At 70.1% G+C, this 25,508-nt stretch carries 26 protein-coding genes; 13 read left to right on the plus strand and 13 right to left on the minus strand.

The genetic code is table 11. The annotated features are described in order from the left end of the window. Nucleotides 1-64 precede the first annotated feature (64 nt). Nucleotides 65-1,510 carry a glycerol kinase GlpK gene (gene glpK, locus ACG02S_RS10205; RefSeq protein WP_394470350.1) on the minus strand — a complete coding sequence of 482 codons (1,446 nt, stop codon included), beginning with the start codon at nt 1,508-1,510 and terminating at the stop codon, nt 65-67. A 22-nt stretch (nt 1,511-1,532) separates the two neighbouring features. Here glpK and glpD point away from each other — a divergent pair, with 22 nt between their 5' ends. Then, nucleotides 1,533-2,993, plus strand: coding sequence for a glycerol-3-phosphate dehydrogenase (gene glpD, locus ACG02S_RS10210; RefSeq protein ID WP_394470351.1), 1,461 nt, complete (start codon nt 1,533-1,535; stop codon nt 2,991-2,993). A 23-nt stretch (nt 2,994-3,016) separates the two neighbouring features. After that, complete coding sequence (locus tag ACG02S_RS10215; RefSeq protein ID WP_394470352.1) at nt 3,017-3,982, plus strand: DMT family transporter; 966 nt, start codon at nt 3,017-3,019, stop codon at nt 3,980-3,982. A gap of 9 nt (nt 3,983-3,991) precedes the next feature. Here the strand turns inward: ACG02S_RS10215 and ACG02S_RS10220 are convergent, their stop codons facing one another. The 6 genes from ACG02S_RS10220 to ACG02S_RS10245 form a co-directional block, all read right to left on the minus strand. Beyond that, the gene (locus ACG02S_RS10220) at nt 3,992-4,963 is read right to left on the minus strand and encodes a formylglycine-generating enzyme family protein (RefSeq protein WP_394470353.1); all 972 of its coding nucleotides are present in this window, start codon (nt 4,961-4,963) and stop codon (nt 3,992-3,994) included. A 190-nt stretch (nt 4,964-5,153) separates the two neighbouring features. Further along, nucleotides 5,154-5,918 carry a metallophosphoesterase gene (locus ACG02S_RS10225; protein ID WP_394470354.1) on the minus strand — a complete coding sequence of 255 codons (765 nt, stop codon included), beginning with the start codon at nt 5,916-5,918 and terminating at the stop codon, nt 5,154-5,156. Between the two features lie 54 nt (nt 5,919-5,972). Then, on the minus strand, nt 5,973-6,734 hold the full coding sequence (locus ACG02S_RS10230) for a UPF0149 family protein (protein WP_394470355.1): 762 nt from the start codon (nt 6,732-6,734) through the stop codon (nt 5,973-5,975). A gap of 17 nt (nt 6,735-6,751) precedes the next feature. Then, complete coding sequence (locus tag ACG02S_RS10235) at nt 6,752-7,606, minus strand: 23S rRNA (adenine(2030)-N(6))-methyltransferase RlmJ (RefSeq protein ID WP_394470356.1); 855 nt, start codon at nt 7,604-7,606, stop codon at nt 6,752-6,754. A gap of 224 nt (nt 7,607-7,830) precedes the next feature. Then, nucleotides 7,831-9,159 carry a PQQ-dependent sugar dehydrogenase gene (locus tag ACG02S_RS10240; RefSeq protein WP_394470357.1) on the minus strand — a complete coding sequence of 443 codons (1,329 nt, stop codon included), beginning with the start codon at nt 9,157-9,159 and terminating at the stop codon, nt 7,831-7,833. Continuing rightward, the gene (locus tag ACG02S_RS10245) at nt 9,156-9,524 is read right to left on the minus strand and encodes a hypothetical protein (RefSeq protein WP_394470358.1); all 369 of its coding nucleotides are present in this window, start codon (nt 9,522-9,524) and stop codon (nt 9,156-9,158) included. Before ACG02S_RS10245 ends, ACG02S_RS10240 begins: the two co-directional genes overlap by 4 nt. A gap of 163 nt (nt 9,525-9,687) precedes the next feature. Here ACG02S_RS10245 and ACG02S_RS10250 point away from each other — a divergent pair, with 163 nt between their 5' ends. Together ACG02S_RS10250 and ACG02S_RS10255 are read left to right on the plus strand one after the other, a co-directional pair. Next, nucleotides 9,688-10,452 carry a cytochrome c oxidase assembly protein gene (locus ACG02S_RS10250; protein WP_394470359.1) on the plus strand — a complete coding sequence of 255 codons (765 nt, stop codon included), beginning with the start codon at nt 9,688-9,690 and terminating at the stop codon, nt 10,450-10,452. Continuing rightward, on the plus strand, nt 10,449-11,111 hold the full coding sequence (locus ACG02S_RS10255) for a cytochrome b (protein ID WP_394470360.1): 663 nt from the start codon (nt 10,449-10,451) through the stop codon (nt 11,109-11,111). The genes ACG02S_RS10250 and ACG02S_RS10255 overlap by 4 nt, the downstream gene beginning before the upstream one ends. Here ACG02S_RS10255 and ACG02S_RS10260 read toward each other — a convergent pair. Then, the gene (locus ACG02S_RS10260; RefSeq protein WP_394470361.1) at nt 11,035-11,685 is read right to left on the minus strand and encodes a c-type cytochrome; all 651 of its coding nucleotides are present in this window, start codon (nt 11,683-11,685) and stop codon (nt 11,035-11,037) included. The two genes, ACG02S_RS10255 and ACG02S_RS10260, sit on opposite strands and share 77 nt — an antisense overlap. Nucleotides 11,686-11,698: 13 nt before the next feature. Between ACG02S_RS10260 and ACG02S_RS10265 the strand changes: the two genes are divergently transcribed. The 6 genes from ACG02S_RS10265 (at nt 11,699) to ACG02S_RS10290 (ending at nt 18,276) form a co-directional block, all read left to right on the plus strand. Then, on the plus strand, nt 11,699-12,106 hold the full coding sequence (locus tag ACG02S_RS10265) for a c-type cytochrome (RefSeq protein WP_394470362.1): 408 nt from the start codon (nt 11,699-11,701) through the stop codon (nt 12,104-12,106). After that, nucleotides 12,069-13,046 carry a cytochrome c oxidase subunit II gene (gene coxB, locus ACG02S_RS10270; RefSeq protein ID WP_394470363.1) on the plus strand — a complete coding sequence of 326 codons (978 nt, stop codon included), beginning with the start codon at nt 12,069-12,071 and terminating at the stop codon, nt 13,044-13,046. Before ACG02S_RS10265 ends, coxB begins: the two co-directional genes overlap by 38 nt. Then, on the plus strand, nt 13,046-15,634 hold the full coding sequence (locus ACG02S_RS10275) for a cbb3-type cytochrome c oxidase subunit I (protein WP_394470364.1): 2,589 nt from the start codon (nt 13,046-13,048) through the stop codon (nt 15,632-15,634). The genes coxB and ACG02S_RS10275 overlap by 1 nt, the downstream gene beginning before the upstream one ends. Then, nucleotides 15,631-15,930 (plus strand): hypothetical protein, encoded by a 300-nt coding sequence (locus ACG02S_RS10280; RefSeq protein ID WP_394470365.1) that lies wholly within the window; start codon nt 15,631-15,633, stop codon nt 15,928-15,930. The genes ACG02S_RS10275 and ACG02S_RS10280 overlap by 4 nt, the downstream gene beginning before the upstream one ends. Before the next feature lie 96 nt (nt 15,931-16,026). Continuing rightward, on the plus strand, nt 16,027-17,052 hold the full coding sequence (gene truD, locus ACG02S_RS10285; protein WP_394470366.1) for a tRNA pseudouridine(13) synthase TruD: 1,026 nt from the start codon (nt 16,027-16,029) through the stop codon (nt 17,050-17,052). Between the two features lie 141 nt (nt 17,053-17,193). Continuing rightward, nucleotides 17,194-18,276: an alkene reductase gene (locus ACG02S_RS10290; RefSeq protein WP_394470367.1), complete on the plus strand. Its 1,083-nt coding sequence runs from the start codon at nt 17,194-17,196 to the stop codon at nt 18,274-18,276. Here ACG02S_RS10290 and ACG02S_RS10295 read toward each other — a convergent pair whose 3' ends face one another. Together ACG02S_RS10295 and ACG02S_RS10300 are read right to left on the minus strand one after the other, a co-directional pair. Then, nucleotides 18,277-19,407, minus strand: a complete 1,131-nt coding sequence (locus ACG02S_RS10295; RefSeq protein ID WP_394470368.1) for a right-handed parallel beta-helix repeat-containing protein — start codon at nt 19,405-19,407, stop codon at nt 18,277-18,279. Continuing rightward, a complete protein-coding gene (locus ACG02S_RS10300; protein WP_394470369.1) occupies nt 19,407-19,973 on the minus strand; it encodes an MOSC domain-containing protein in 567 nt (188 codons plus the stop codon). Before ACG02S_RS10300 ends, ACG02S_RS10295 begins: the two co-directional genes overlap by 1 nt. 107 nt (nt 19,974-20,080) lie before the next feature. Here ACG02S_RS10300 and ACG02S_RS10305 point away from each other — a divergent pair, with 107 nt between their 5' ends. Both ACG02S_RS10305 and ACG02S_RS10310 read left to right on the plus strand, forming a co-directional pair. Beyond that, nucleotides 20,081-21,340, plus strand: coding sequence for a cation:proton antiporter (locus ACG02S_RS10305; RefSeq protein WP_394470370.1), 1,260 nt, complete (start codon nt 20,081-20,083; stop codon nt 21,338-21,340). Beyond that, entirely contained in the window at nt 21,340-22,455 is a 1,116-nt protein-coding gene (locus ACG02S_RS10310) for a YbdK family carboxylate-amine ligase (RefSeq protein WP_394470371.1), read from the plus strand. Before ACG02S_RS10305 ends, ACG02S_RS10310 begins: the two co-directional genes overlap by 1 nt. Nucleotides 22,456-22,473: 18 nt before the next feature. Here ACG02S_RS10310 and ACG02S_RS10315 read toward each other — a convergent pair whose 3' ends face one another. Both ACG02S_RS10315 and ACG02S_RS10320 read right to left on the minus strand, forming a co-directional pair. Further along, the gene (locus ACG02S_RS10315; RefSeq protein WP_394470372.1) at nt 22,474-23,097 is read right to left on the minus strand and encodes a mechanosensitive ion channel family protein; all 624 of its coding nucleotides are present in this window, start codon (nt 23,095-23,097) and stop codon (nt 22,474-22,476) included. A 137-nt stretch (nt 23,098-23,234) separates the two neighbouring features. After that, the gene (locus ACG02S_RS10320) at nt 23,235-24,095 is read right to left on the minus strand and encodes a LysR family transcriptional regulator (protein WP_394470373.1); all 861 of its coding nucleotides are present in this window, start codon (nt 24,093-24,095) and stop codon (nt 23,235-23,237) included. 74 nt (nt 24,096-24,169) lie between these two features. Between ACG02S_RS10320 and ACG02S_RS10325 the strand changes: the two genes are divergently transcribed. Then, nucleotides 24,170-25,135, plus strand: coding sequence for a DMT family transporter (locus ACG02S_RS10325; protein WP_394470374.1), 966 nt, complete (start codon nt 24,170-24,172; stop codon nt 25,133-25,135). Here the strand turns inward: ACG02S_RS10325 and ACG02S_RS10330 are convergent. After that, the gene (locus ACG02S_RS10330; protein ID WP_394470375.1) at nt 25,089-25,418 is read right to left on the minus strand and encodes a hypothetical protein; all 330 of its coding nucleotides are present in this window, start codon (nt 25,416-25,418) and stop codon (nt 25,089-25,091) included. The two genes, ACG02S_RS10325 and ACG02S_RS10330, sit on opposite strands and share 47 nt — an antisense overlap. Nucleotides 25,419-25,508: the final 90 nt, after the last annotated feature.

Genomic DNA, 25,508 nt, shown 5'->3' on the forward strand with positions numbered 1-25,508 from the left:
GGCGCGCTCGCCCTCCGAGGCTCCGCCACGCGAAGCGATCCGTGACATCAGGCACGGCGGCGCTTCACTCCGCCAGCACCTGACGCACCGCGCGGCCCCACTGCGCCATGCGCGTGTGGGCCTCGTCGCGCGACATGCGCGGCTCGAAAGCGCGGTCGAGCTGCCAGATCGTGCCGACCTCATCTGCCGACGCGAACAGGCCCGCGCCGATGCCGGCGAGCAGCGCCGCGCCGAGCGCCGTGGTCTCCGTGATCTGCGGGCGCAGGACCGGCAGGCCCAGCAGATCGGCCTGGAACTGCATCAGCAGGTCGTTGGCGCTGGCGCCGCCGTCCACACGCAGCTCCGTCAGTGCAGCGCCGTCGGCCTGCATGGCCTGCAGCAGCTCGGCGCTCTGGAAGGCGATGCTCTCCACCGCCGCGCGAGCGATGTGGCCGCGCCCGCTGCCGCGCGTGAGCCCCACGATGGCGCCACGCGCGTCGGATCGCCAGTGCGGCGCACCCAGGCCGGCGAAGGCGGGCACCAGCATCACGCCGCCGCTGTCGGGCACGCTGCCGGCCAGCGCCTGCACCTCGGCGCTGGAGCGGATCAGCCCCAGACCGTCGCGCAGCCATTGCACGACGGCGCCGCCGACGAACACGCTGCCTTCCAGCGCGAAGCCGCCGTCCGCGGTGCGCGTCGTCACCAGGCCGTGTGCCGAGGCACGCGCCTGCGCGCCGGTGTGCATCAGCAGGAAGCAGCCGGTGCCGTAGGTGTTCTTGGCCTGGCCCGGCTGCAGCGCGGCCTGGCCGAACAGGGCCGCCTGCTGGTCACCCGCGATGCCGCAGATGGGCACGCCGAATTCCACCGCCTGGCCGAACCCGCCGGCCGACGGCCGCACCTCGGGCAGCAGCGCACGCGGAATGCCGAACAGGCCCAGCAGTTCGTCGCTCCACTCGCCGGCGTGGATGTCGAACAGCAGCGTGCGCGACGCGTTGCTGATGTCGGTGGCGTGGACTTTCCCATCCGTCAGCTTCCACAGCAGCCAGCTGTCCACGGTGCCGAAAGCCAGCTCGCCTCGTTCGGCCCGCTCGCGTGCACCGTCGACGTGGTCGAGCAGCCAGCGCAGCTTGGTGGCCGAGAAGTACGGGTCCAGCACCAGGCCGGTCAGCGCGCGCACGCGTGGCTCCAGGCCCTGCTGCTTCAGCTGTTCGCAGAAGTCGGCCGTGCGGCGGTCCTGCCAGACCAGCGCCTTGTGCAGCGGCTCGCCGGTGCTGCGGTCCCAAAGCACCGTGGTCTCGCGCTGGTTGGTGATGCCGATGGCGGCCACCCTGCCCCGCGCCTGCGCCAGCGCCTCGCGCGCGCACGCCACCTGGCCGGCCCAGATCTCGGCGGCATCGTGCTCCACCCACCCGGGCTGCGGAAAGTGCTGCGTCAGCTCGCGCTGCGCCGAAGCCAGCAGGCGACCCGCGCGGTCGAACACCAGCGCGCGTGAACTGGACGTCCCCTGGTCCAGTGCAAGCAAAGCATCCATGGCCATCACTTAGAGTCGTTGTATGAACGATTTTGACGTGCTGGTCGTCGGCGGCGGCATCAACGGCACGGGCCTGGCCCGCGACCTCGCCGGCCGCGGCTGGCGCGTGCTACTGGCCGAGGCGCAAGACCTGGCGCAGCACACGTCGTCGTCGTCCACCAAGCTCGTGCACGGCGGCCTGCGCTACCTGGAAACCTGGGAGTTCGGCCTCGTGCGCAAGGCGCTGCAGGAGCGCGAGGTGCTGCTGCGCAGCGCGCCGCATCTGATCCAGCCGTTGCGCTTCGTGCTGCCGCATGCGCCCCACCTGCGACCGTCCTGGATGATCCGCGCGGGCCTGTTCCTGTACGACCACCTGGCCCGCCGCGAACTGCTGCCCGGCTCGCACGCACTGCGGCTGAAGGGCTCGGTGTACGGCGAGCCGCTGAAGCCCGAGTTCACGCGTGGCTTCGTCTACTCGGACGGCTGGGTGGACGACGCGCGGCTGGTGGTTGCGAATGCGCAGGACGCCCACGCCCGCGGTACCGAGGTGCTGACGCGCTGCGCCGTCACGCGCGCCGAGCGCGGCGCGGACGCCTGGCGGGTCACGCTGCAAGACGGCCGCACGTTGCGCAGCCGCGCGCTGGTCAACGCCGCAGGGCCGTGGGCCGAAGCCTTCCTGCGCGGCCAGGGCCTGCCGGCGCGCCGCCTGCGGCTGGTGAAGGGCAGCCACATCGTCGTGGACCAGCGCTTCGCGCACGACCACGCCTACATCTTCCAGAACCCCGACGGCCGCATCATGTTCGCGCTCCCGTTCCAGGATCGCTTCACGCTGATCGGCACGACCGACGTCGAGCTGGCCGAGCACGAGCCGCCACCTGCGCACGCGCAGATCGACGCCGACGAGATCGCCTACTTGTGCGGGCAGGCGAGCAGCTACCTGGCCCGGCCCGTCACGCCGGCGGACGTCCGCTGGAGCTATGCCGGCGTTCGCCCGCTGCTGGACGAAGGCGGCTCGGCGTCGTCGGTGACGCGCGACTACCTGCTGGAGACGGAGGCAAGCGGCGCGCCGCTGCTGAACGTCTGGGGCGGCAAGCTGACCACCTACCGCAAGCTGGCCGAGGACGGCGCCACGCAGCTGGGCCGCCTGCTGGGCGACGAGCGTCGGCCGTGGACCGCCGACGCGCGGCTGGCCGGCGGCGACCTGGGCGCGCATGGCGTGGACATCGCCGGCTTCACCGCCGCGCTGCTGGCCCGCCACCCGAACCGACGCGCCGCACTCGTGTCCCGGCTGGCACGCGCCTATGGCAGCGCCGCCACCGAGCTGCTGGGCGCAGTGCCGGGAACCGAGATCGCACCGGGCCTGTTCGACAACGAGCTGCGCCATCTCGTCGACCACGAATGGGCACGCAGCGCGGACGACGTGCTGTGGCGGCGCAGCAAGCTCGGCCTGCACTACACCGCCGAGCAACGCGAGGCCGTCGCCGCCTGGTTCGGTAGCCGCTGAAGCCTGCGGCATGATGCCGCCCCATGTGGACTGGTGTGCTGTTCGCCCTCGCGGCGGGATTGATGTGGGGGCTGGTGTTCGTTGCGCCGGTCATGCTGCCGGCATGCCCACCGGCGCTGCTGACGACGGGCCGCTACCTGGCCTTCGGGCTGCTCGCGCTGCCCCTGGCGCTGATGGACCGCCGCGCGTTGCGCGAGCTGAAACCGGCCGACTGGTGGGAGGCAGCCAAGCTCAGCGCGATCGGCAACTTCCTGTACTACCTGACGCTGTCGGCCGCCATCCAGCGCGCCGGCGCGCCGCTGCCGACCATGATCATCGGCACGCTGCCGGTGGTCATCGCAATCTGCGCCAACCACCGCAACCGCGTGCGTGACGGCCAGCTGCCGTGGCTGAAGCTGCTGCCGTCGCTGGCGCTGATCGCCGCGGGCCTGGCGCTGGTCAATCGCGACGAGCTGCACCACCTGCAGGCTGGTGACGGTGACTTTAGACGTTATGCCGAGGGCGCGCTGCTGGCCATCGCTGCGCTGGCATGCTGGACCTGGTACCCCATCCGCAATGCCGACTGGCTGCGCGCGCATGCGGATCGCTCCCCCAGGGTCTGGGCGACGGCGCAGGGGCTGGTCACGCTGCCGATGGCAGTCGTGGGCATGGCGATCGTGGGAGTCGCCCATGTGGCAGCGCCGGGCGTGCTGACGCCGGAGGGTTACGCCTTCCCGCTCGGCGCGCAGCCGCTCGCCTTCGTGGGCCTGATGCTGGCCATCGGCCTGCTGTCGTCATGGCTGGGGACGCTGTGCTGGAACGAGGCCAGCCAGCGGCTGCCAACCTCGCTGTCTGGCCAGCTCATCGTGTTCGAGACGCTGGCCGCGCTGGCCTATGCGTTCACGTGGAACCAGCGCCTGCCGCCGCCAGCCACGCTGGCGGGCATCGCCCTGCTGCTGGCCGGCGTGGTGTGGGCGCTGCGGATCAAGCCGGTGAAGCACGCGGCCTGACATCCGACATCAGACCGGTCGGGCGATGCGAAAGCCGACGCCACCGCCTCGGAACTCAGGCGCGCTCTTGCCGCGGTAGGCCGAACGCAAGGCCGGTGGATAGCTGAACCAGGCGCCGCCACGCGTGCCCCGGAAAGCCGGCTCACCGCCTTCGATCCAGGCCGAGCCGTCGGTTGGCGCGCCGCCCAAATCCGTGTGGCCGAGGTCCTGCACCCATTCCCACACATTGCCGGCCATGTTGTACAGGCCGAAGGCATTGGGCTTGAACACCTTGCCGGCCACCGGGTAGACCGCGCCGTCGCTGCAATTGACGCCCGCCCAGGTCACGTCGGGGATCTGCGCCCTGCCGGTCACGTCCATGCCGTTGGCGTGGGCGCAGGCGGCGCTGAGGTCGTCGTCATTGCCCCAGGCATGGCGGCCGGCTTCGCCAGCACGCGCCGCGTATTCCCATTCAGCTTCACTCAGCAGCCGGTAGCCCTTGGCCGGCACCTGCTCGTTCAGCCACGCCAGGTAGGCCTGCGCGTCGTGCCAGCTGACACAGGTGACGGGATGCTCGTCGGTCTGCGCATAGCCGGGATTGAGCCAGTGGTGCTCGCTGCTCTTGCCCCATTTCTTGCCGTCCAGCACATGGCAGGCCTCGCCCATCGCCAGCTCGGTGCGATAGCCGCTGGCGTTGACGAAGCGCGCGAACTCGCCCCGCGTCAGCTCGAACTGTCCCACCGCCAGGCGATAGCCGATGGTCACGCGGTGCTGCGGACCTTCGTTGCTACGGCGTCCTTTCTCGGTCTCGGCAGAGCCCATCAGGAAGCTGCCGCTGGGCAGCACAACCAGCGTCGGGCAATCGGTGCAGTCCTTGATCGTCTGGCCGACGGCAGGTGCGTCCTTGGCCGACTGCGGCTCGGTGGCGTGCGCCGGCATCAGCGCGATGCCAAGCGCGGCGCTGGCGAGGCCACGCCAGAAAGTCGAGGGAGAACAGGTCATGGGAAGATCCGGGTTGCGTTGCAGTGGCAAGGCCGGAGACGGAAAACTCCAGGCGACGCGAATGTTAGGAAAGCCACCCCTTCATCACGAAGCCTTACGCGACGGAATCAGGCTCGGGGCGCTTGAACTCCGAAAGCGGGGATGCGAACTCGCAATCGCACGCAAGACCCGGCTCCGCGGGTCTGCCCCATCAGGCCGGGAACACCTCGACCGCACGCCGCCCATCGAAGCCGTCCGCCTCGCCGCGCTTGCTGTGGCCGCGCGCATTGCTGACGACGCGGGTATCGCCGATGCGGTAGTCGTGCCGGCAGTGCAGGTGGCCGTGCAGCCACAGCTGCGCGCCCGGCAGTAGGTCCTCGTCGTTGTTGCAGAAGCTGGCCGTGCCCGGCTGGCGGCCGTAGCGCGGGTCGGCGCTCTTCAGGCTGGGGGCGAAGTGCGTGATGACGACGGTGGCGTCCCAGTCGCCGCTGCGTTGCAGCTCGTCGGCCAGCCAGGCACGCTGCTCCAGGCCCAGCTTGCGCACGGCGTCCACGCCGAACGGCTCGCCGAAGCGTGTGGACTGCATGACGTTCTGAAAATAGCCGCCGGCCCGCATCGCGCGTTCGCGGCCCGACGGGCCGAAGGCGTCGAAGTCGCACCAGCGTGTGCTGCCGATGAAGCGCACCCGCCGGCCTTGCGCATCGGCAAGGACGACGGCCTCGTCGTCCAGTATGCGCAGGCCCAGCGCCGTGACGTGGGCCCGCAGCGCCTCGCGCGCGTCGTCCACGTCGCGGCGGTCGAACTCGTGGTTGCCGGGCACGAACAGCACCGGCACCGGCCAGTCGCGGAACAGCTCGAAGCTGCGCCAGCTCGTGTCGATGTCGCCGGCCAGGATCAAGAGGTCGGCGCCCGAGGCGGGCACCGGCTCGTAGCTCTCGGTCTCCAGATGAAGATCGGAGAGCAGCTGCAGCCTCATGCCCGTTGGCGACAGCGCTGGGCGCTGCGCGCCGGCGGTCTGTGCCGCAAATCGTCAGTTAGCGCCATGGCAGGTCTTGTACTTGCGACCGCTGCCGCACGGGCAGGGGTCGTTGCGGCCCACCTTCGGCGTGTCGCGCTTGATGGTGTCGACGCGGTAGCGCTCCTGCTCGGTGAGGTCCGCCAGGTCGGCCACCGTGACGACCATCTCCTCGATGGCGTCGTCCAGGTCCTTCAGCGGATGCTCGCGGTTCAGCGTGGCGACGACTTCCTTCTCCTCCGGCGTCTCGGCCGGCAGGTGGCGGTACAGGCGCGCCATCGCGGCGGCGATGTCGTCGTTGGGCAGGTCCGCCAGCTCGGGGAAGCACAGCGCCGCATGCTGGAAGCCGGCGACCCAGGGCATCAGCGCGCGCGAGATCGGGCCCAGCGCGTCGTAGCTGTCGCGCGCCGCGCGATCCTCGTCGCTCGCATCCTCGGGCAGCGGCTCGGGCTCGGCCTCTTCGTCGACGTCCAGCACGACGGGGTCGAACCAGTTGTCCTCTACCAGGCTGCGATTCAACGCGGCGTGGCGGCGCTGCACCAGCTCCGTGATGCGGGCCAGCCAGGCGGCGTCGACCGTGTCGGGCAGCAGGCCGCCGTCGTAGTCGAAGATGTTGGGCAGCCACTCGTCCAGCTCGATGAGGCGGGGCTGCACGATGACGCCGCACAGGTAGCCGTCCAGCATGGAGGCGTCCAGCGGCTGCAGCGGCTCGGGTGTTTGGGCGAGGAGTTCGTCGAGTTCGGCGAACTCGGCATCGGTCAGGTCTTGGGTGCTCATGGCGGGGATTGTCCTCGTCAGACCGTCTTCTGCTCCAGCACGAAGTTCGCGCCGTCGTACTGGCCCAGCTTCTCGACCAGCAGCGGCAGGCATTCGGCCAGCTCGTCGTGCAGCGTGAATGGCGGGTTCACCACCAGCATGCCACTGCCCAGCATGCCGAAGCCGTTGGCGTCGGGCTGGGCCACCGTCAGCCGCGCGTGCAGCCAGCCCTTCTTGGCCATCGCATCGGCGCTGGCCTTCAGGCGCGGCACCATCTGGGCAGACTCCAGCAGCACGAGCTGCGGGTACCAGATCATGACCACCGTGTCGGCGGCTCGCTCCAACGCCTCGCGCAGCGCCGCCAGCACCTTGGCGTAGTCGGTCTTGATCTCGTAGGACGGGTCCATCAGCAGCGCCGCGCGCCGCGTGGGCGACGGCAGCTCGGCCCGGATGGCGCTGAAGCCGTCGCGGTCGCTGACCTGCGTGTTGGGGCGGCTCTCCAGGTAGCTGGTGAGGATGCGGTGGTCGGTAGAGTGCAGCTCGTAGGCGCGCAGCCGGTCGGTCTCGCGCAGCAGGAAGTTGGCGAGCGCGGGCGAGCCGGGGTACTGACGCAGCTGGCCATCGGGGTTGAAGGCGCGCACCAGGCTCATGTAGTCGGCCAGCGGGGCGGGCAGGTCCTTGCGGTCGTAGAGCCGGGCGACGCCGTCGGAGTACTCCGCCTTCTTCTGCGCGTAGCGACCCTCGACCGAGTAGCCGCCGGCCCCGGCGTGCGTGTCGATGAGCGTGTAAGGCTTGTCCTTCTCGCCCATGTACCGCAGCACGCGGGTCAGCACCAGGTGCTTGAGGACGTCGGCATGGTTGCCGGCATGGAAGGCGTGACGGTAAGCGAGCATGGGCGCGATTGTCGCGCCTGTGTCGCTCACCAGCTGCTGGGCCCAGCGCCGGGCCGCGCCCAAACCGGCCCATCTGGCGATGCAGGCGGCTCAATGCCGCCTGCATCGCCATCCTCTCGGGGGCTGAGGCCGGACATGACAAGTACAGCGGACTTGTCGTGCCTGCCGAAGCGTGGCGGCGCTGCCGCCACGCGGTCTGCAAGACCGGTCAGACCTGTCCGCGTTCAGCGGGACGGGTCTGGACGAGGGGCTTGCGGAACTGCTCTCCAGACGGTGTTGGACAAGTCGTCGGCGACGATGACCGCACCCTTTGCGTCCACCGTCACGCCCACCGGGCGGCCCATGGTCTTGCCGTCGGCCTGGAAGCCGGCGACGAAGTCCACCGGGGCTCCGCTCGGCTTGCCACCCGAGAACGGAACGAAGATGACCTTGTAGCCCACCGGCTCCTTGCGATTCCAGCTGCCGTGCTGACCGATGAAGGCGCCTTGCGCAAAAGGCGCCGGCAGCCCGCCTTGCGAGAACGCCAGCCCCAGCGGTGCAGTGTGCGACTGCAGGGCGTAGTCGGGCCTGACGGTGGCCTGCACCTTCTTGTCATCGCCGGGCTTCACGCGCGGGTCAGCGTTGGGTCCCCAGTAGGCATAGGGCCAACCGTAGAAGGCGCCTTCGCGCACGGAGGTCAGGTAGTCGGGCACGAGGTCGGGACCCAGCTCGTCGCGCTCGTTGACCACGGTCCACAGCTGTTGCGTGCCGGGCTCGAAGGCCAGCGCCGTGGGGTTGCGCAGGCCGGTGGCGAACGGGCGCACGGCGCCGGTGGCGGCGTCGATCTGCCAGACCAGCGCGCGGTGTTCCTCGACCGCCAGGCCACGCTCGCCGACGTTGCTGTTGGAGCCGATGCCAACGTAGAGGAACTTGCCCTCGGCGTCCACGGTCAGCGCCTTGGTCCAGTGGTGGTTGATGGCCGACGGCAGCAGGGCGACGGTCACGGGCGCCGCGGCGGCGCGCGTCGCGCCGGCCACGTAGTCGAGCCGCACCAGCGCGTCCTGGTTAGCGACATAGATCTTGTCGCCGGCGAACGCCAAGCCGTAGGGCGCGTTCAGGTTGTCGGCGTAGACCCAGCGGCCTTCATAGGTGCCGTCGCCGTCGGCGTCGCGCAGCAGCGTGAGCTGGTTGCCGCCCTTGACCTTGGTGTTGCCTTGAGCCTTCAGGATGCCCGCGATGAAGTCCTTGGGCGTCAGCTTGGGCGCGCCGCCGCCGCGGCCTTCAGCGACGAGGATGTCGCCGTTGGGCAGCACCAGCGTCTGGCGCGGGATCTTCAGGTCGGTGGCGATGGCCTTGATGGTCCAGCCAGCCGGCACCGTGGGCATGCGGCCGTCCCAGCCGGCGGGCTCGGCGATGCGCATGTCGGGCAGCAGGCCGCGCTGTGGCTCAGGCAGTTCGGGGTTGGCGCCGTGTTGGCCGGGGCCGGCGGGCGTCTGCGCCACCACATACGTCAGCGAGGCGGCCAGCGCCGCGGCGGCAGCGAGGGCCAGGCCGGTCTTGTGCGCGGCCTTCATGCCAGCCTCCTGCGCAGCAGGCTCAGGCCCACGCCGCCCGCTGCGGCGGCGAGCACCGCCACCACGGCCGACAGCGCCAGGCCGGCGGGCATGGTGGCAAAAGCGTCGCGGGCGTGCACCAGGGCGTTGATGAAGCCGAGCACGAAGGTCGCCAGCAGCAGCAGCAGGTAGACGACGTTGCCGCGGCGGCGCAGCACATCCACCAGCGCGAACAGCAGCGCGAAGCCGGCGAGCACCAGCGCCCCGGCAATCAGCCATGACGAGAAGTTGATCCACTGGACCTGGAAGCTGCTGCTGTAAGCCCAGTCGCTGAGAAGCGCCCCGAGGAACAGCGGCAACGCGGAGAGGGCGATGACGGCATGCATGGCCTAGGCTTGGCAATCCGAGTGCCCGGCGTTGGTACCGCCCTCTCCGGCAGTGGCGTATGCAGCAACCTGTAAAAGTTGCTGCAAATCCCTGCGTTGGGCGCGCACAACCGCGCCGACAGACCACCTGGAGGCCAGGCAAGCCGCATGCCTTGTGCTGCGCATGAGCGAAATGCGTGACTGGATTCCGTACTGCGGTGCCGCACCTGGCCCCGATGCGTGGCTGGGCCGCTGGAACCTCGACCCCGTACTGCTGACGGCGCTGGCGTTGCTGGCATTGGCGCTGTGGTGGCCCGCCGCCTCTGCGCCGTCTCCGTCGTCTGCCCGCCCACGCACCGCGCTGCGATCGGCCTGGGGCATGACGGCGCTGCTGTACGTGTCGCCGCTGTGTGCGTTGAGTTCCGCGTTCTTCACGGTGCGCGTGGTCCATCACCTGGCGCTGGTGCTGCTCATCGCGCCGCTGCTGGCGCAGGGTTTGACTCATCGCCTGGCATGGTGCCGCATGCACCCGCCGCTGTGGACCTGCACGGCTCTGGCCACCGCCGTGTTCTGGATCTGGCACGCACCAGCGCCCTACGCGGCGGCGCTGTCGTCGGACGCGATGTACGCGCTGATGCAAGGGTCGCTGTTGGCGAGCGCCACGCTGTTCTGGATCGCCGTGCGCCGCGCCGCGCCGGCTGCGGCGATGGCCGCCATCCTGGTGTCGACGGTGCTGATGGGCCTGCTGGGCGCACTGATACTGTTCGCCGCCGCGCCGCTGTACGCGCCGCACTTCGCGTCGACGCTCGCCTGGGGTGTGGCGCCGCTGGAGGACCAGCAGCTGGCTGGGGTGCTGATGTGGGCGCCGGGCAGCCTGGCCTACCTGGGCGCCGCGGTGTGGATCGGCTGGCGCTGGCTGCGGGCCGAACGCGGGCTGAGCGCCGCATGAATCTCGTCCAGGCCATCGAATGGGCGGAGGGCCACCACCGGCGCGGGCTGTACTCGCCCATCGGCGTGGGCTTTCACTGGGTGATGGCGGCGCTGATGATCTTCCAGCTGGGCTTCGGCTGGTACCTCAGCTGGCTGCCGGCCGGGGGCGACAAGCTGCTGGGCTACCAGACGCACGCGGAGGTCGGCCTGACCCTGATGGTGCTGGGCTCGCTGCGCTTCCTGTGGCGCAGCCAGATCGGCGGGCCGGACAACGTGGATGAAAACTCTTTCAGCGGCCGTGCCAGCCACGCGCTGCAGGTCTGGTTCTACTTCAGCTTCTTCGCGCTGCCGCTGAGCGGCTGGGTCATGTGGTCCACGCTGCCAGGCGACCTGCCGCTGTCCATCGCCGGCGTCATCCCATTTCCCAACCTGCCGTTCGACCAGCTGTCCGAGCAGCTGCAGTTCACGCTGATGCAGGGCGCGGCGACCGTGCATGTGTGGATCGTCTGGATCACCGCGCTGGCCATCCCCGGCCACGCTGGCGCAGCGGTGCTGCACTACGTGGTCAAGCGCGACCGCGTGCTGCCGTCCATGCTGGACCTCAACGGGCCGGACCAGCCGGGCGTGGTGGGGTCTGCGCCAGATGCCGACTCAGGCCGTCAACCTCCTCGGGCTTGAGTGCCTGCGCCACCTTCAACATCTGATGATTGCCATCATTGCGCCGCTTGCTCACCTGCCAGTCCCGCAGCTGCTGGGCCAGGTACGTCGCTGGCTGGCCGGCCAGCGGCGGGCCCAGCGGCGTGCCTTCGCCCTGCACCCCATGGCACTGCTGGCAGGCACGGACGTAGAGCGCCGCGGTGGCCGCAGGCGGGGCTCCGGCCGCGCTGGAAGCGCTGGCCGCCAGCGCCGGCACGGGCAGCGCCGCGTAGTAGTTGGCCACCCGCACGCGCTCGTGGCTGTCGAGAAAGCGCGCCACGTCGCGCATCACCGCGTGGGGACGCAGGCCGGCGGCGTAGTCCTCCATCTGCTTTTGCAGATAGCCGGCGGGCAGGCCGGCCAGGCGCGGCGCGTCGAAGCCGTTGCCCTCGCCACGCGCACCGTGGCAGCTGACGCACGCGTAGCGCGCACCGGCCTCGCCGCCGCTCATCGCGATCAGCTCGCCGCCGCGGCTCCAGCGGTCGTCGCTGGGCGCCATGCGGTCGGTGCAGGCGACGAGGGGAAGCAGCAGCAGGTACAGAGGCAGGTGACGCATGGCAGCTGAAGAGATGACGGTTGCAATCATGGCAAGGCGCGCGCCAGCCTTGGGTCTGCTGGTGCCACAGCTGTTGGTGTCCGTGCTGCTGGCCGCCTGCGACGGCCCGCCAGACCGCACGCCCACGCTCGGCGACGCCGACGTGAAGCGCGGCCGCCAGCTCGTCACCGACAAGGGCTGCGTGGCCTGCCACGCCTTTCCCGACGTGAAGTGGCCGCGCGGCGGCCTCGGACCGGCGCTGGACGGCTTCGGCCGCCAGGGCCTGATCGCCGGGCGCCTGCCCAACCAGCCTGGCGTGCTGATGCAGTTCGTGCGCGATGCGCCCGCCCAGATACCCGGCACGGCCATGCCGGCCATCCCCATGACCGACCAGGAAGCCCGTGATGTCACCGCCTACCTCCTCCAGCTCCAGCCTCGCTGAGGCCCTGAGCGGCTGGCCGCCGCCAGTGCTGGACCCGGCCGGCCCGTTCTCCAACTCCGTCACCACGCTGGCCTGGGTGCTCATCGCGCTGGTCACGCTGATCTTCATCGGCGTCTGCGCGGCGCTGTGGGTGGCGCTGTACGGCAGCGACGCGCTGCGCGCCAAGCTCGGCGGCGAGCGGGTCGTCAAGTGGTTCGGCCTCGTCATCCCGGCCGGCGTGCTGCTGTTGCTGCTGGTGTGGGGCCTGACGCTGGTTCGCGGGCTCGGCACGGTGCAGGGCGACGAGCTGCGCATGCGCGTTTCCGGCAACATCTACTGGTGGCGCGTGTCCTACCTCGACGCTGCGGGCCGCGAGCTGCACGCCGATGCCAACGAGCTGCACATCCCGGTGGGCCGACCGGTCGTCGTGGACATGGTGTCGGAGGACGTCATCCACAGCTTCTGGGTGCCCCGGCTGGGCGGCAAGATGGACATGATCCCGGGTCGCACCAACCGGCTGAAGCTGCAGGCCGACAAGCCGGGCAGCTACGGCGGCCAGTGCGCCGAGTTCTGCGGCGGCGCGCATTCACTGATGGGCTTTGTCGTCATCGCGCATGAGGCCGCGGACTGGCAGCGCTGGATGGACGCGCGGCTGAAGCCTGCGCCCGCCGGCCTCAGCGTCGAAGCGCTGCGCGGCCGTCAGCTGTTCAGCGAGTTCGGCTGCGCGGCCTGCCACCGGGTGGCCGGCACGGACGCGCAAGGCATCTCCGGGCCCGACCTCACCCACGTCGGCTCACGCAGGTCGCTCGGCGCCGGCATCCTGCCCAACACCCGCGCGACGCTGATCGGCTGGATCGCCGACAGCCAGTCCATCAAGCCCAACAACCGCATGCCGGCCTACCGCTCGCTGAAGGCGGACGAGCTGAACGCGCTGGCCAGCTACATGGAGTCGTTGAAGTGATGCAGCCTGCTGCTCCCGGCGTGCAGGGCGCCATCCGCGACAACGGGCCGTCGGAGACCGGCTTCGACACGAAGCTCTACGCGCGCTTCCCCACGCAAGGCGGCAGGCCCGCCGGCGAGCTGGAAGCGCTGGAAAAAGTCTGGGAGACGCCGACCGGCTGGCGGGCCTTCAGCGCCGTCAACAACAACTTCATCGGCTTCCTGTTCATCGTCACGGCCTTCGGCTTCTTCGTCGCGGCGGGCATCCTGTCGCTGGTGATGCGCGTGCAGCTGGCGGCACCCATGGCCGGCGTCGTGCCGCAGGAGACCTACAACCAGCTGTTCACGATGCACGGCTCGGTGATGATGTTCCTGTTCGCCGTGCCGGCCATCGAGGCGGTGGCCGTGATGCTGCTGCCGCAGATGATCGCGGCGCGCGACCTGCCGTTCCCGCGGCTATCGGCCTACTCGTACTGGGCCTACGCCATCGGCGGCACGGTGTTCTTCGGCTCCATCTTCTTCAGCCTGGCGCCGTCGGACGGGTGGTTCATGTACCCGCCGCTCAGCTCGGGCGTGTACTCCAAGGGCATCAACGCGGACTTCTGGCTGCTGGGCATCGGCTTCATCGAGATCAGCGCGATCGCCGGCGCCATCGAGCTGATCGTGGGCGTGCTGCGCACGCGCGCGCCGGGCATGACGCTGGCGAAGATGCCCGTCTACGCCTGGGCCGTGCTGATCTTCGGCGTCATGATCATCCTCGCCTTTCCGGCCATGATCATGGTGACCTTCCTGCTCGAGCTGGAACGCGCCTTTAACTGGCCGCTGTTCGACGCCACACGCGGCGGCGACCCGCTGCTGTACCAGCACCTGTTCTGGTTCTTCGGCCACCCGGACGTCTACATCATCTTCATCCCGGCGTCGGCCATGGTGTCGACCATGGTCGTCACCGTCGCGCAGAAGAAGCTGGTGGGGCATGAACTGGTGGTGCTGGCGATGATCGCCACCGGCTTCATCAGCTTCGGCGTGTGGGCCCACCACATGTTCACGGTCGGCCTGCCGGGGCTGTCGGCGGGCTACTTCTCGGCGGCGTCGATGGCGGTGGCGATCCCCGCCGGGGCGCAGGTGTTCGCGTGGATCTGCACGCTGGCGGCCGGCCGCGTGCAGCGCAACGTGCCGTCGCTGTTCCTCGTCGGCGGTATCCTGATCTTCGTCATGGGCGGCCTCACAGGTGTCATGGTGGGCATGGTGGCCTTCGACGGCCAGGCGCATGACACCTACTTCGTCGTCGCGCATTTCCACTACGTGCTGATCGGCGGCATGGTGTTCCCGCTGCTCGCCGGCTTCTACTACTGGACGCCGATGATCAACGGCCGGCAGCTGTCGGAGAAGGTCGGCCGCTGGGTGTTCTGGCTGTGCTTCACCGGCGTGCACGTGTGCTTCCTGCCCATGCACTTGAGCGGCCTGATGGGCATGCCGCGGCGCGTCGACACCTACCTGCCTGACCGCGCCTGGGACCTGCCCAACCTGATCTCCACCGTGGGCGCCTTCATCATGGCGGCTGGCGTGGCGCTGTTCATCGTCGATGCGCTGCGCTGCTACCTGCGCTTTGGTTCCGGCGGCAACGCGCGCAACGCGTTCGGTGGCGGCACGCTGGAATGGCTATCGGCCGGCAACTACAGCGTGCGCTCCATCCCCGTGGTCAGCCACCTGGAGCCGCTGTGGGCCGACCCCCAGCTGGCCGCGGACGTCAACGCCGGCCGCTACTTCCTGCCGAACAGCGCCACCGGCCAGCGCGAGACGCTGGTCACCAGCCCCACGCGTGCCGAACCGCAGTACGTGCAGATCATGCCGGGGCCGTCGTGGTGGCCACTGCTGTCCGCCGTGTTCACGGCCGGCGCATTTCTGCTGCTGACCGTGCAGGCGCTGACGCTGAGCGCCGCATGCGCCGTGCTGACCGTCGTGTGCCTGATGCGCTGGGTGTGGGGCAACGACCGGCACATCGCGCAGACCCACGTCGATGCCGGCGGCGGCATCCGGTTGCCCACCTACGTGGCCGGCCCGCAGGCCCACGGCTGGTGGGCCTCGGTGCTGCTGTGCATCACGCTGGGCATGATCTTCCTGATGGCCATGTTCGGCTACCTGTACCTGCACGGCGCGCATCCGGACTGGTGGCGCGTCGCCGCGCCGCGCAGCACACTGGGGCCGGGTCTTGCGCTGCTGGGCGTGGCCGCCGCCAGCGCCTGGGCCGCCCGGCCGCTGATGGCGCGGCTGAAGCGTGGCAGCGGCACGAGCGCGTCGCTGATGGGCCTCAGCGCGCTGTGCCTGGCCACGGCGCTGGGCGTGGACGTGCGCGACTGGTGGGAGGCCGGCCTGCGCGGCGACGCCAGCGGCCAGGGCGCGACGGTCTACGCGATGCTGGCCTGGCACGGCAGCGTCGTCGTCGCGGTGCTGCTGTCGGCGTTCTATTACGCACTGCGCTGGATGCGCGGGCTGGCCCCCGGCCCCGTGAACAAGACGCTGGAGGCGCTGCGCATCCTGTTCATGTTCGCCGCCCTGGAGGGCACGGCCGGCCTGCTGCTGCCACGCGTGCTGCCCTGGAGCGGCCTGTGAAGCCGTCGAGCTGGCCCCCGCTGCTGACGGCCTTCACGATCTGGTTCGTGCATTTCATGGCCTGCTGGGCCGCGGGCGAGCTGGTCTGGCCCCAGCAACGGGCAGCCAACGCCACCGCCTGGGCCGCGACGGCGCTGGCGCTGCTGGCGCTGGGCGCGCACGCGGTGCACCTGCAACGCCGGCACGTGGCCGGCGCCCTGCCCGGCTGGCAGCGCCGTTTCGCGCAGGGCGCCACGGCCCTGGCGACCGTCGCCGTGCTGTTCAGTGCGTTGCCGGCGGTCGTGCTGCTGCCTTGAGACTTCTTCTTGCTGCGCGTCCTCAGCAGCTGACGCGCGCCATGGCGGAGGGACGCCATGTGGTGAACGGACAATCAGCGCTCACCTGGACCCCCCATGACCGACGCCCGATACACGACCCTGCCGTCCTGGCCGCCTGCCTACCCGGCAAGCGGCGCCAGCGCCACGCTGAAATGCCTCAACGAGGACTTCCTCGTGACCGAGCTTCCGCTGCAGCTGCCCGCCGGTGAGGGCGAGCACCTCTGGCTGGACGTGCAGAAGAACGGCGCCAACACCGCGTTCGTCGCGCAGCAACTGGCGGTCGCCGCCGGCGTGAACGAGTGGGACGTGGGCTATGCCGGCCTGAAGGACCGCTACGCGATCACCCGCCAGTGGTTCAGCATCTATCTCCCCATTGCCAAAGGGAAAGGCGAAACCCCCGTCCTGACCGGCCTTCAGCACCCGGAGTTCAAAGTGCTGAGCCAGAGTCGCCACGTGAAGAAGCTGCGCCCCGGTGACCTGCAGGGCAACGCCTTTCGCATCGTGCTGCGTGACGTGAGCGGCGATCGCGATGCCATCGAAGCCAACCTGAAGGCCGCTGCATCACAGGGTGTGCCCAACTACTTCGGCGCTCAGCGCTTCGGCTTCGACGGCGGCAACGTCGAGCAGGGCCGCGCCATGCTGGCGCGCGAAATCCGCGTGCGCAACCCGAAGAAGAAAGGCATCTACTTGTCGGCGGTGCGCTCATTCGTCTTCAACGAGGTGCTGGCGCTGCGCATCCGGCAACGACTGTGGGGCCAGACGTTGCCGGGCGACGTGATGGATGAGGCGGGCCTGCCCACCGGGCCGCTGTGGGGACGGGGCCGCGTGGCCAGCACCGATGACGCGCAGGCGCTGGAGAACAGCGTCGCTGAACAGCACGCCACCCTGTGCGACGGCATGGAACACGCCGGACTGGAGCAGGAACGCCGCGCCCTGGTGGCGCGCCCGGTGGACATGTCATGGCAATGGCCGCAGGCCGACCAGCTGGTGCTGACGTTCGCGTTGCCCGCCGGCAACTACGCCACGTCGGTGCTGAACGAGATCCTCCACACCGCCGAGCCTGAGCGGCACACCGACGCCGAGGCCACGGCTGCCGAGTGACGCTACCAATCGCCGAGTGCGGGCGGGTGCAGGCGCTGCCCCTGAGGTCCGCGATAGCACATCCCGCAGCAACCGCACGCATCGCAGGGCTGCCGCAGTCCGCTTAGCCTGCGAACCATCGCACCTATCCTTTCCCCATCCATGCCCACGCTTTTCGACCCCGTCCGGTTCGGCGACATCCAGCTTGCCAACCGCCTCGTCATGGCCCCGCTGACCCGCAACCGGTCGCCGCGCCAGACGCCGCATGCGCTGACCGTCGAGTACTACCGCCAGCGCGCCAGCGCCGGCCTGTTGATTACCGAGGCCACGCAGATCCGCCCCGACGGCCAGGGTTACTTCGACACACCCGGCATCCACACGCCGGAGCAGATCGCCGCCTGGAAGCAGGTGACCGACGCCGTGCATGCGGAGCGCGGCAAGATCGTCGTGCAGCTGTGGCACGTGGGCCGCATCTCGGTAAACAGCCTGCAGCCGGGCGGCCAGGCACCGGTGTCGTCCACCGCTCGCGCAGCCAAGACGCGCACCTACGCCGCCCACGGCGAGCTGGTGCCCACCGACACGCCACGCGCGCTGCGCGCCGACGAGCTACCGCAGCTGATTGCCGACTACGCACAGGCGGCGAAGAACGCGATCGAAGCCGGCTTCGACGGCGTGGAGGTGCACGCGGCCAACGGCTACCTGCTGGAGCAGTTCCTGCGCGACAGCGCCAATGACCGCACCGACGGTTACGGCGGCGCCATCGAGAACCGCGCGCGGCTTCTGGTCGAGGTCATGACGGCCGTGGCCGGCGCCATCGGGGCGGGCCGCACGTCGCTGCGCCTGAGCCCGGTCACGCCGGCCAACGACATCGGCCAGGACAGCGATCCGCAAGCCCTCTTCAACCATGTCGCCGACCAACTCGCACCGCTGAAGCTGGCGTTCCTGGAGGTCGTCGAGGGCGCCACCGGCGGCCCGCGCGACAACGCGCCATTCGACTACGCCGAGCTGCGCCGCCGCTTTGCCGGCCCCTACATCGCCAACAACGGCTACGACCGGGCCATGGCTCTGGACGCCGTGGCCAGCGGGCGCGTGGACGCGGTTGCCATCGGCCGGCCGTTCATCAGCAACCCGGACCTCGTCGAGCGCATCCGCGACGACCTGCCCTGGGCCACGCCGCAGAAGGAGACCTTCTACGGCGGCGGCGCCGAGGGCTACACGGACTACCCGACGGTGCGCGCCGCCTGATCAGGACTGGAAGGCACCGGGGCTGAGCGCGGGGCCGGCGAGCGCCAGCGTGCCGCGCGGGTGGCGGTACTCGCGCGACGGGCTGAGCTTCAACCCCTCGGCCTCGCCCATGTCCTGCGCCTTGCCGCGCAGGCCGGAGCCGGGCTTCAAGCGGAAGTCCTCGCGCACCGCGCGCACGAACTCCTCCCAGCCGGCCGTGAAGTTGGCGCGCCGCGTCCAGTGGCCCTGCGCCGCCAGCTGCGGCGTGCCGACGAGCAGGTTGTTGGCCACCATCACGTCGATGTTGGGCGGCGTCACGCGCAACCAGACGCCGCCGTTGGCCTTTTGGTCCACCAGCGTGTTGTGCACCAGGTAGAGCGCCTGCCGAGGCCACTTGGCGCCCTCCACGCCGAACGAGATCACGTGCGGGTTGTCCGTCGTCGAGCTCTGCATGATGAAGTTGCCCATCACCACGGCCACGCCGCCGTTGGGGAACTCCAGCTCGTAGCTGGCGCGCCCGCCGACCTCGTCGGTGAGGCGGTTGTAGAGGATGTGGTTGACCGCCGCGCGGCTCTTCAGCAGATGGCCCAGCAAGCCACCGTGGAAGTAGCTGCCCGTGACGGCCAGCCGCTTGATGGTGCCGACGTAGAGGTTGTGCGTCAGGCCGCGGCGCAGCGGGATCGCGGCGAACTCGCAGTCGACGATGTCCAGCTCGATGCTGTCGTCGTTGGACGCCAGCAGGCCGTTCTCGTTGTCGCGGAAGCCGCAGTTCACCAGCGTCAGCGAGCCCGCCTCCAGACGGATGCCCGCACCGTTGCCGTCGGGCACGCTGCAGCCGAGGAAGTCGAAGCCCTCGATGCGCAGGCGCCGGCCGGTGGCGACGAACAGGCCCTTGCCCTGCGCATGCGCACCGGCTGCGACCACACGCACGCGGCCGCCCACCGCGCGCAGGGTCAGGTCGTGCTGCGGCCACACGGCGACATCGGCGATGTAGTCGCCCGCGTCCACCTCGATCAGCGTGCCGTCCCGGGCCTGGCGCGCCGCCGCCGCCAGCGACCGCACGGCCTGGCGCGGCCCGACCTTCAGCACCGGCCCGGCATGCGCGGCCAGCGGCAGCAGGCCGGCTGCGCCCAGCAACAAGCGCCGTCGCATCAGCCCTTGCCCTTCATCCTGGCCTTGAACAGCTCCACCACGCCCACCTCGCGCGGGCCGGGTATCAGCTCGAAGGCCTCGCCCGCGGCGACGCGGCCTTCGCGCCCCACGCCCAGGTAGAAGCCGCAGTAACCGCTCTGCACCATCAGCTTGGCGGCCTGGTTGAAGCCCATGTGCGCGTTGAATTTAAAGCAGGGCTGGCGCGGCTCGGTGACGACCAGCTCGCAGTCCGCGAAGCGCAGCACGTCGCCCAGCCAGACCTTGCCTTCCTGCAAGCCTTGCAGCGTCAGGTTCTCGCCCATGTCGCCCGGCTGCAGAGCGCCGGCCACCTGCGCCTGGCCGCGCACGGTGGTCCAGAACGCGTAGTGCTCGTGCGGGTAGGCGTACACCGCCTTGGCCGGCCCGCCATGTACGGTAAGGTCGGCCTGTTCGTCGCCGTCCAGCCCCAGCGGGCCGACGGCGACGGCGCCCTCGCGGGCACGTTTGCGGATGGCCGAATCCACGGCCTGGCCTGTGGTCGCCACGAAGTGCTCGACGCGGGCAGTGTTGACGCTGAGGAGTCGCATCGGGCCATTGTCCCGGAGCCGCGCTTCAGGGTCATTTCGGCGTCTTGGCCTACAAGTCAGGGTGTGACCCACCACTAGGCTTGGCCAAAAACTTCAAGGGAGACTGCATGACTGCACTCGACAGTGGGGCCCGTGTCTGGGCCGGACTGGCCGTCACCCCATCGAGCGAGTTGATGTTCATCGTCGGCGTGCTGCTGGTGGGCGCGCTGGCCGGGGAATTCATTGCCGCGACGACGCGGCTGCCGCGCGTGGTGGGTTACACGCTGGCCGGCTGTGTGGCCGCCGCGTTCGGCCACGGCGTGACCATGCCGCTGGCCGGCGCCGCACAGATCGTCACCGACCTCGCGCTGGGCCTGTTGCTGTTCGAGATCGGCAGCCGCGTGCGGCTGGGCTGGCTGCGGCGCAATCCGGGCCTGGCCGTCACCAGCCTGCTGGAAGCCACGCTCAGCGCAGTGGCCGTGGCCTTCGTGATGCGCTTGTTCGACGTGGGCTGGCAGACGGCCATCGCCTGCGCCATCCTGGCCATGCCGGCACCCGCCGCGGTGTCGGGCCGCGTCGCCTTGGAACTGGGCGCCGAGGGCCAGGTCACGCAGCGCGCGTCGCTGCTGACGGCGCTGAACACGCTGTACGCCGTCGTTGCGATGCTGCTGATGCGCACCTGGTGGGCCGCCGACGACGGCGGCAATGTGGGCGACGCACTGGCCGGCCTGTCCGTCTCGCTGCTGACGACGGTGGGCGTGGCCGTGCTGCTGGCCGGCGCCACCTACCTGGCCGCGCGCCGGCTGGACCTGCGCAACGAGAGTGCGACGGTGCTGCTGTTCGGCCTGGTGGCGTTCTCCATCGTCGCGGCGCGCGCCATCGGCGTGTCCACGCTGCTGATGCCGCTGCTGGCCGGCCTGCTGCTGCGCAACACCAGCGAGCGGCCGTGGGTGTGGCCGCGCCACTTCGGCACGGTGGGCGCCGCGCTGGTGCTGATGCTGTTCGTCATCGTCGGCTCGGCGTGGACGCCGCAGATCCTGGTGGCCGGCGGCTTCGCGGCGCTGGCGCTGCTGGCCACGCGATTCGTCGCCAAGATGCTGGCTATCGTCACGCTGTCGCGCTGGTCGGGCGCCAGCCTGAAGCAGGGCCTGGCGCTGTCCATCACGATGACGCCGCTGTCCGCCACGGCGCTGGTCATGCTCAGCGAGTTGATGCGCGCCGAGCCCGAACTGGCCAAGGGCGCGGTGCCCATCATCCTGGCCAGCATCGCGGTGCTGGAGCTGTTCGGGCCCATCGCCGTGCAGTTTGCATTGCGCCTGGCGGGTGAACTGCCACCGGCGCCCAAGCGCTTTTGGCACCTGAAGCAGAACAAGAAGGAGGGCTCCTGATGAGCCTCGGCCAGTTCTCCAAATCGCAGCCGTTGACGCTGGGCGTCGAGCTGGAGCTGCAGATCGTCAACAACGACGACTACGACCTCGCGCCCGTCTCGGGCGACCTGCTGCGGCTGGTGAAGAAGCACAGCCTGCCCGGCGCCATCACGCCCGAGATCACCAGCAGCATGATCGAGCTGTCGACCGGCGTGTGCACGGGCTATGGCCAGGCGCTGTCGGAGCTGGGCCAGATCCGCGACGCGCTGGTCAGCTGCGCCGACCGGCTGGACGTGAGCCTGTGCGGCGGCGGCACCCACCCCTATCAGCACTGGAAGCGCCAGCGCATCTTCGAGACGCCGCGCTTTCACGAGCTGTCGTCGCTGTACGGCTACCTGTCCAAGCAGTTCACCATCTTCGGCCAGCACGTCCACATCGGCTGCCCGAGCGCTGACGAAGCGCTGGTGCTGCTGCACGGCATGAGCCGCTTCATCCCGCACCTGATCGCGCTGGCCGCGTCGTCGCCGTTCGTGCAGGGCGAGGACACAGGCTTCGACTCGGCGCGATTGAACTCGGTGTTCGCATTCCCGCTGAGCGGCCGTGCGCCGTTTGTACAGACCTGGGACGACTTCTGCGTGTACTTCGACAAGATGACCCGCACCGGCGTGGTCGCGGGCATGAAGGATTTCTACTGGGACATTCGCCCTAAGCCCGAGTTCGGCACCATCGAGGTCCGCGTGCTGGACACGCCGCTGACCATTGAGAAGGCCGCCGCCATCGCGGGCTTCATCCAGTGCCTGGCGCACTGGATCACGGTCGAGAAGCCGTTCAAGCTCAGCGAGGACGACTATCTGCCCTATACGTTCAACCGTTTCCAGGCCTGCCGCTTCGGACTGGACGGCACCTTTGTCGACCCCGAGACCGGCGAGCACCGCGTGCTGCGCGACGACGTGCTGTCGGTGCTGAGCCGGCTGGACGCGCACGCCGCCGACCTGAAGGCCGAGCCCGCGCTGCAATACCTGCGCCGCGAGATCGCCGGCACGGGCAACGACGCGACCTGGCTGCGCCAGATCGAGGCCGACGAGCACCTGCTGGCCGAGGTGGTGCGCCGCGCGACGCGGCGCTGGCACGGCTGAGGGCTTCCAGCCGCCCGTCTAGCCGCCTTCGTGCTCTTCCACGCCCGCAGGCGGCGGCGCCTGGCGCTCGGCCGCCGCGCCGTGCCAGCGCCGCAATGCACGCTGGAAGAACAGACTGTTGGGCAGCTGCAGGCTGGTGCCGTTGCGCAGGTCGCCGGTCTCCTGCAGCGTCGTGTAGACCATGTTGATATCGACGACCCGGCCCTTCATGCCGGGCTTGTCCCCGGTCTCCAGCAGCTCCACGACGTCGCCGATGCGGAACGCACGCGTCATGTAGATCAACAGCGTGCAGAACAGGTTGGACAGCACGCTCCAGGCAGCGAAGAACGCCACCGCGCCGACCGTGGCGAAGCCGGTGAACGCCGTCCACAACACCGCGCCGGACACGCCCAGACGCTCCAGCGCCCACAGCAGCGCGCCGGCATAGACCAGCACGCCCACCACGCGCAGGAAGATCGAGGTGACATGGGCAGGCAGCGCATAGACGCTGGTCAGCCGGCGCAGCCCCTGGCGCACGATGCGCATCAGCAGCCACGCGACGAGCAGGATCAACGTGACCTCGAACACCGGCACCAGGATGTCGAGCCATTCGGCTGCCCAGGCGGGCAAGCGGTCGTGCAGGGATTGGAGGATCTTTCTCATGGACTTGGCTTATGGAACGCTGCGGCCGGCGGGAGGCCCGGCCGTCACCGCCTAGTGTCACCGCTGGACGGGTAGCCGCATGCGCGCGGCTCTGCGTCGGCGCGACCCGGCGCCGCCGACGGCGTGTGTGCCCAGGCCTACACGCCGGCCTGGCGCAGCGTCTGCACCAGCATCTGCTGCAGGCTGTCCACCGCCTTGTTGCCCTTGGACGCCTGGCTGCGGTAGGCGGCCACCTCCATCGGCTGCAGCGGCCCCAGCCCCTGCTCGGCACCCAGGCGTTGCAGATGGGCAGGGGCGCTGCACTGCGTCAGAACCGCCACGGCCAGGCCGCTTTCCACGGCGGCGATCTGGCCCGCCAGGCTTGAGCTGTTGTAGACGATGCGCCAGCGCCGCCCCTGCAGCGCCAGCGAATGGAGGGCGCTGCGCCGGCCCAGGCTGGCCTCCTCGTAGACGGCGATGGGCAGCGGGTCGCGCGTCCACACGTCGAACTGCGGAGAGCCCACCCACACCATGGGCTCATGGAACAACAGCGTGCCGCGGCGTGCGTGGTCGCGCGACACCAGCGCCAGGTCCAGCTCGCCGCGTTGCACGCGCGGGATCAGCGCGGTGGACTGCTCGCAGTCCAGCTGGATCTCCACGCCGCCATGCCGCGGTGCAAAGCGCTTCAGCACCGGCGTCAGGTACTGGCTGGCGTAGTCGTCCGGAACGCCCAGCCGCACGACGCCCGAGATCGCCTCGCCCTGCAGCGCCGCCTGCGCCTCGGCCTGCAGGTCCAGCATGCGCCGCGCATAGCCCAGCAGCGCCTGGCCCTCGTGGGTCAGCTGCAGCAGCCGCGGACCGCGCAGCAGCAGCGAATGGCCCACGGCGTCTTCCAGCTTCTTGAGCTGCATGCTGACGGCCGACTGGGAGCGGTGCACCGCCACCGCGGCGCCGGACAGCGAGCCGGCGTCCACCGTCGCGACGAAGCACTTCAGCCAGTCGATCTGCAGGTCGCGCATGGATTCGATAAGCGAATGGTTGTCCACTGAATTATGAGCTTTTCGAGTTCACGCCACGCCCGCACAGTCGCGCCATGCTGTCCCCTGCCGCCCCTTTGCCCGCGCCGCTGGACGCCCGCGCCAGCGGCCTGATGCTGCTGCTGTGCCTCACCTGGGGCCTGCAGCAGATTTCGCTGAAGGCCGTGGCCGACGCGGCCAGCCCGATGCTGATGGTGGCGGTGCGTTCGGGCATCGCGTTGCTGCTGCTGGCCGTGCTGATGCGTCATCGCGGCGAGCGGCTGGTGCGCGCGCACTGGGCGCCCGGCGCGGTCGCGGGCGGGCTGTTCGCGCTGGAGTACGTGTTCGTCAGCCTCGCGCTGCAGCTGACGCAGGCATCGCACGTCGTCGTGTTCCTGTATGCCGCACCGCTGTTCGCGGCGCTCGGCCTGCACTGGCGGCTGCCGGCCGAGCGACTGGGGCGGCGCCAGTGGGCCGGCATTGCGCTGGCCTTCGGGGGCGTCGCCATCGCCTTCCTCAACGGCGACACGGCACCAGGCGCTGGCCTGTGGGGCGATCTGCTAGCGCTGCTGGCTGCGCTGTGCTGGGGCGCCACCACAATCACCATCCGCTGCACGCGGCTGGCCCAGGCGCCAGCCACCGAGACGCTGCAATACCAGTTGATCGGCGCTTTTGCGCTGCTGCTGCCGGTGGCGCTGCTGTCCGGCCAGTGGGCGTTCGATGCGACAAGTCCGCGCGTGTGGGCGCACCTGGGCTTCCAGGCGCTGGTGGTGTCGTTCGCCAGCTTCCTGGCCTGGTGCTGGCTGCTGCGCCGCTACCTGGCGTCGCGGCTGGGCGTGTTCTCGTTCCTGACGCCGCTGCTCGGTGTGCTGCTGGGCGCCTGGCTGCTCGACGAGCAGTTGGAGCCGGCATTCATGGCCGGCAGCACCGCGGTGCTGGCGGGCATCGTGCTGGTCAGCCTGCGCGACGGGCCCCGCGCCCGGCTCAGAACCCGTGTCAGCGCGGCGCCGGCTCGAGCCGCGTGGCGCGCCAGCCGTCGATGAGCTGCCGCGCCAGCGCGGGCAGCGCGCCGCGACCCACCCGCTTGGCGAAACCGAAGCGCTCGCCGGCGTAGATGCGGTCATAGGCCAGGCGCGACACATGGGCGGGCCAGCCCTGGGCCGCCATCAACGCCGAGAAGCGCTCCAGTTCCGGGAGCGACAGCTGCACCGGCCGTTCGCCGCTGGGTACGACCTCGTCGAGGACCAGGCGGGCCGAGCCCAGCTCGCCGCGGATGCGGCGCGGGCCGAAACTGGGCAGCGGGACGGGGCGGTGGCGGCGTGTCATGGCGCCATGATGGAACCGACCACCCCGTCGCATGCGTCGAAAAACACCGCTTCGCCGCCCATGCGGCACCACCGACGCCGGGCGCGTGGC

The sequence above is a fragment of the Pelomonas dachongensis genome, assembly GCF_043555865.1.
Taxonomy (GTDB): Bacteria; Pseudomonadota; Gammaproteobacteria; order Burkholderiales; family Burkholderiaceae_C; genus Pelomonas; species Pelomonas dachongensis.

Coding starts and splice junctions, on each gene's coding strand:
- ACG02S_RS10250 (WP_394470359.1), top strand. CDS start 9,688: ATGAGCGAAATGCGTGACTGGATTCCGTACTGCGGTGCCGCACCTGGC.
- ACG02S_RS10300 (WP_394470369.1), bottom strand. CDS start 19,973: ATGCGACTCCTCAGCGTCAACACTGCCCGCGTCGAGCACTTCGTGGCG.
- ACG02S_RS10320 (WP_394470373.1), bottom strand. CDS start 24,095: ATGCGCGACCTGCAGATCGACTGGCTGAAGTGCTTCGTCGCGACGGTG.
- truD (WP_394470366.1), top strand. CDS start 16,027: ATGACCGACGCCCGATACACGACCCTGCCGTCCTGGCCGCCTGCCTAC.
- glpD (WP_394470351.1), top strand. CDS start 1,533: ATGAACGATTTTGACGTGCTGGTCGTCGGCGGCGGCATCAACGGCACG.
- ACG02S_RS10330 (WP_394470375.1), bottom strand. CDS start 25,418: ATGACACGCCGCCACCGCCCCGTCCCGCTGCCCAGTTTCGGCCCGCGC.
- ACG02S_RS10310 (WP_394470371.1), top strand. CDS start 21,340: ATGAGCCTCGGCCAGTTCTCCAAATCGCAGCCGTTGACGCTGGGCGTC.
- ACG02S_RS10260 (WP_394470361.1), bottom strand. CDS start 11,685: ATGCGTCACCTGCCTCTGTACCTGCTGCTGCTTCCCCTCGTCGCCTGC.
- ACG02S_RS10225 (WP_394470354.1), bottom strand. CDS start 5,918: ATGAGGCTGCAGCTGCTCTCCGATCTTCATCTGGAGACCGAGAGCTAC.
- ACG02S_RS10230 (WP_394470355.1), bottom strand. CDS start 6,734: ATGAGCACCCAAGACCTGACCGATGCCGAGTTCGCCGAACTCGACGAA.
- ACG02S_RS10290 (WP_394470367.1), top strand. CDS start 17,194: ATGCCCACGCTTTTCGACCCCGTCCGGTTCGGCGACATCCAGCTTGCC.
- glpK (WP_394470350.1), bottom strand. CDS start 1,510: ATGGATGCTTTGCTTGCACTGGACCAGGGGACGTCCAGTTCACGCGCG.
- ACG02S_RS10215 (WP_394470352.1), top strand. CDS start 3,017: ATGTGGACTGGTGTGCTGTTCGCCCTCGCGGCGGGATTGATGTGGGGG.
- ACG02S_RS10265 (WP_394470362.1), top strand. CDS start 11,699: ATGACGGTTGCAATCATGGCAAGGCGCGCGCCAGCCTTGGGTCTGCTG.
- ACG02S_RS10255 (WP_394470360.1), top strand. CDS start 10,449: ATGAATCTCGTCCAGGCCATCGAATGGGCGGAGGGCCACCACCGGCGC.
- ACG02S_RS10245 (WP_394470358.1), bottom strand. CDS start 9,524: ATGCATGCCGTCATCGCCCTCTCCGCGTTGCCGCTGTTCCTCGGGGCG.
- ACG02S_RS10305 (WP_394470370.1), top strand. CDS start 20,081: ATGACTGCACTCGACAGTGGGGCCCGTGTCTGGGCCGGACTGGCCGTC.
- ACG02S_RS10220 (WP_394470353.1), bottom strand. CDS start 4,963: ATGACCTGTTCTCCCTCGACTTTCTGGCGTGGCCTCGCCAGCGCCGCG.
- ACG02S_RS10295 (WP_394470368.1), bottom strand. CDS start 19,407: ATGCGACGGCGCTTGTTGCTGGGCGCAGCCGGCCTGCTGCCGCTGGCC.
- ACG02S_RS10275 (WP_394470364.1), top strand. CDS start 13,046: ATGCAGCCTGCTGCTCCCGGCGTGCAGGGCGCCATCCGCGACAACGGG.
- ACG02S_RS10240 (WP_394470357.1), bottom strand. CDS start 9,159: ATGAAGGCCGCGCACAAGACCGGCCTGGCCCTCGCTGCCGCCGCGGCG.
- ACG02S_RS10325 (WP_394470374.1), top strand. CDS start 24,170: ATGCTGTCCCCTGCCGCCCCTTTGCCCGCGCCGCTGGACGCCCGCGCC.
- coxB (WP_394470363.1), top strand. CDS start 12,069: ATGTCACCGCCTACCTCCTCCAGCTCCAGCCTCGCTGAGGCCCTGAGC.
- ACG02S_RS10235 (WP_394470356.1), bottom strand. CDS start 7,606: ATGCTCGCTTACCGTCACGCCTTCCATGCCGGCAACCATGCCGACGTC.
- ACG02S_RS10315 (WP_394470372.1), bottom strand. CDS start 23,097: ATGAGAAAGATCCTCCAATCCCTGCACGACCGCTTGCCCGCCTGGGCA.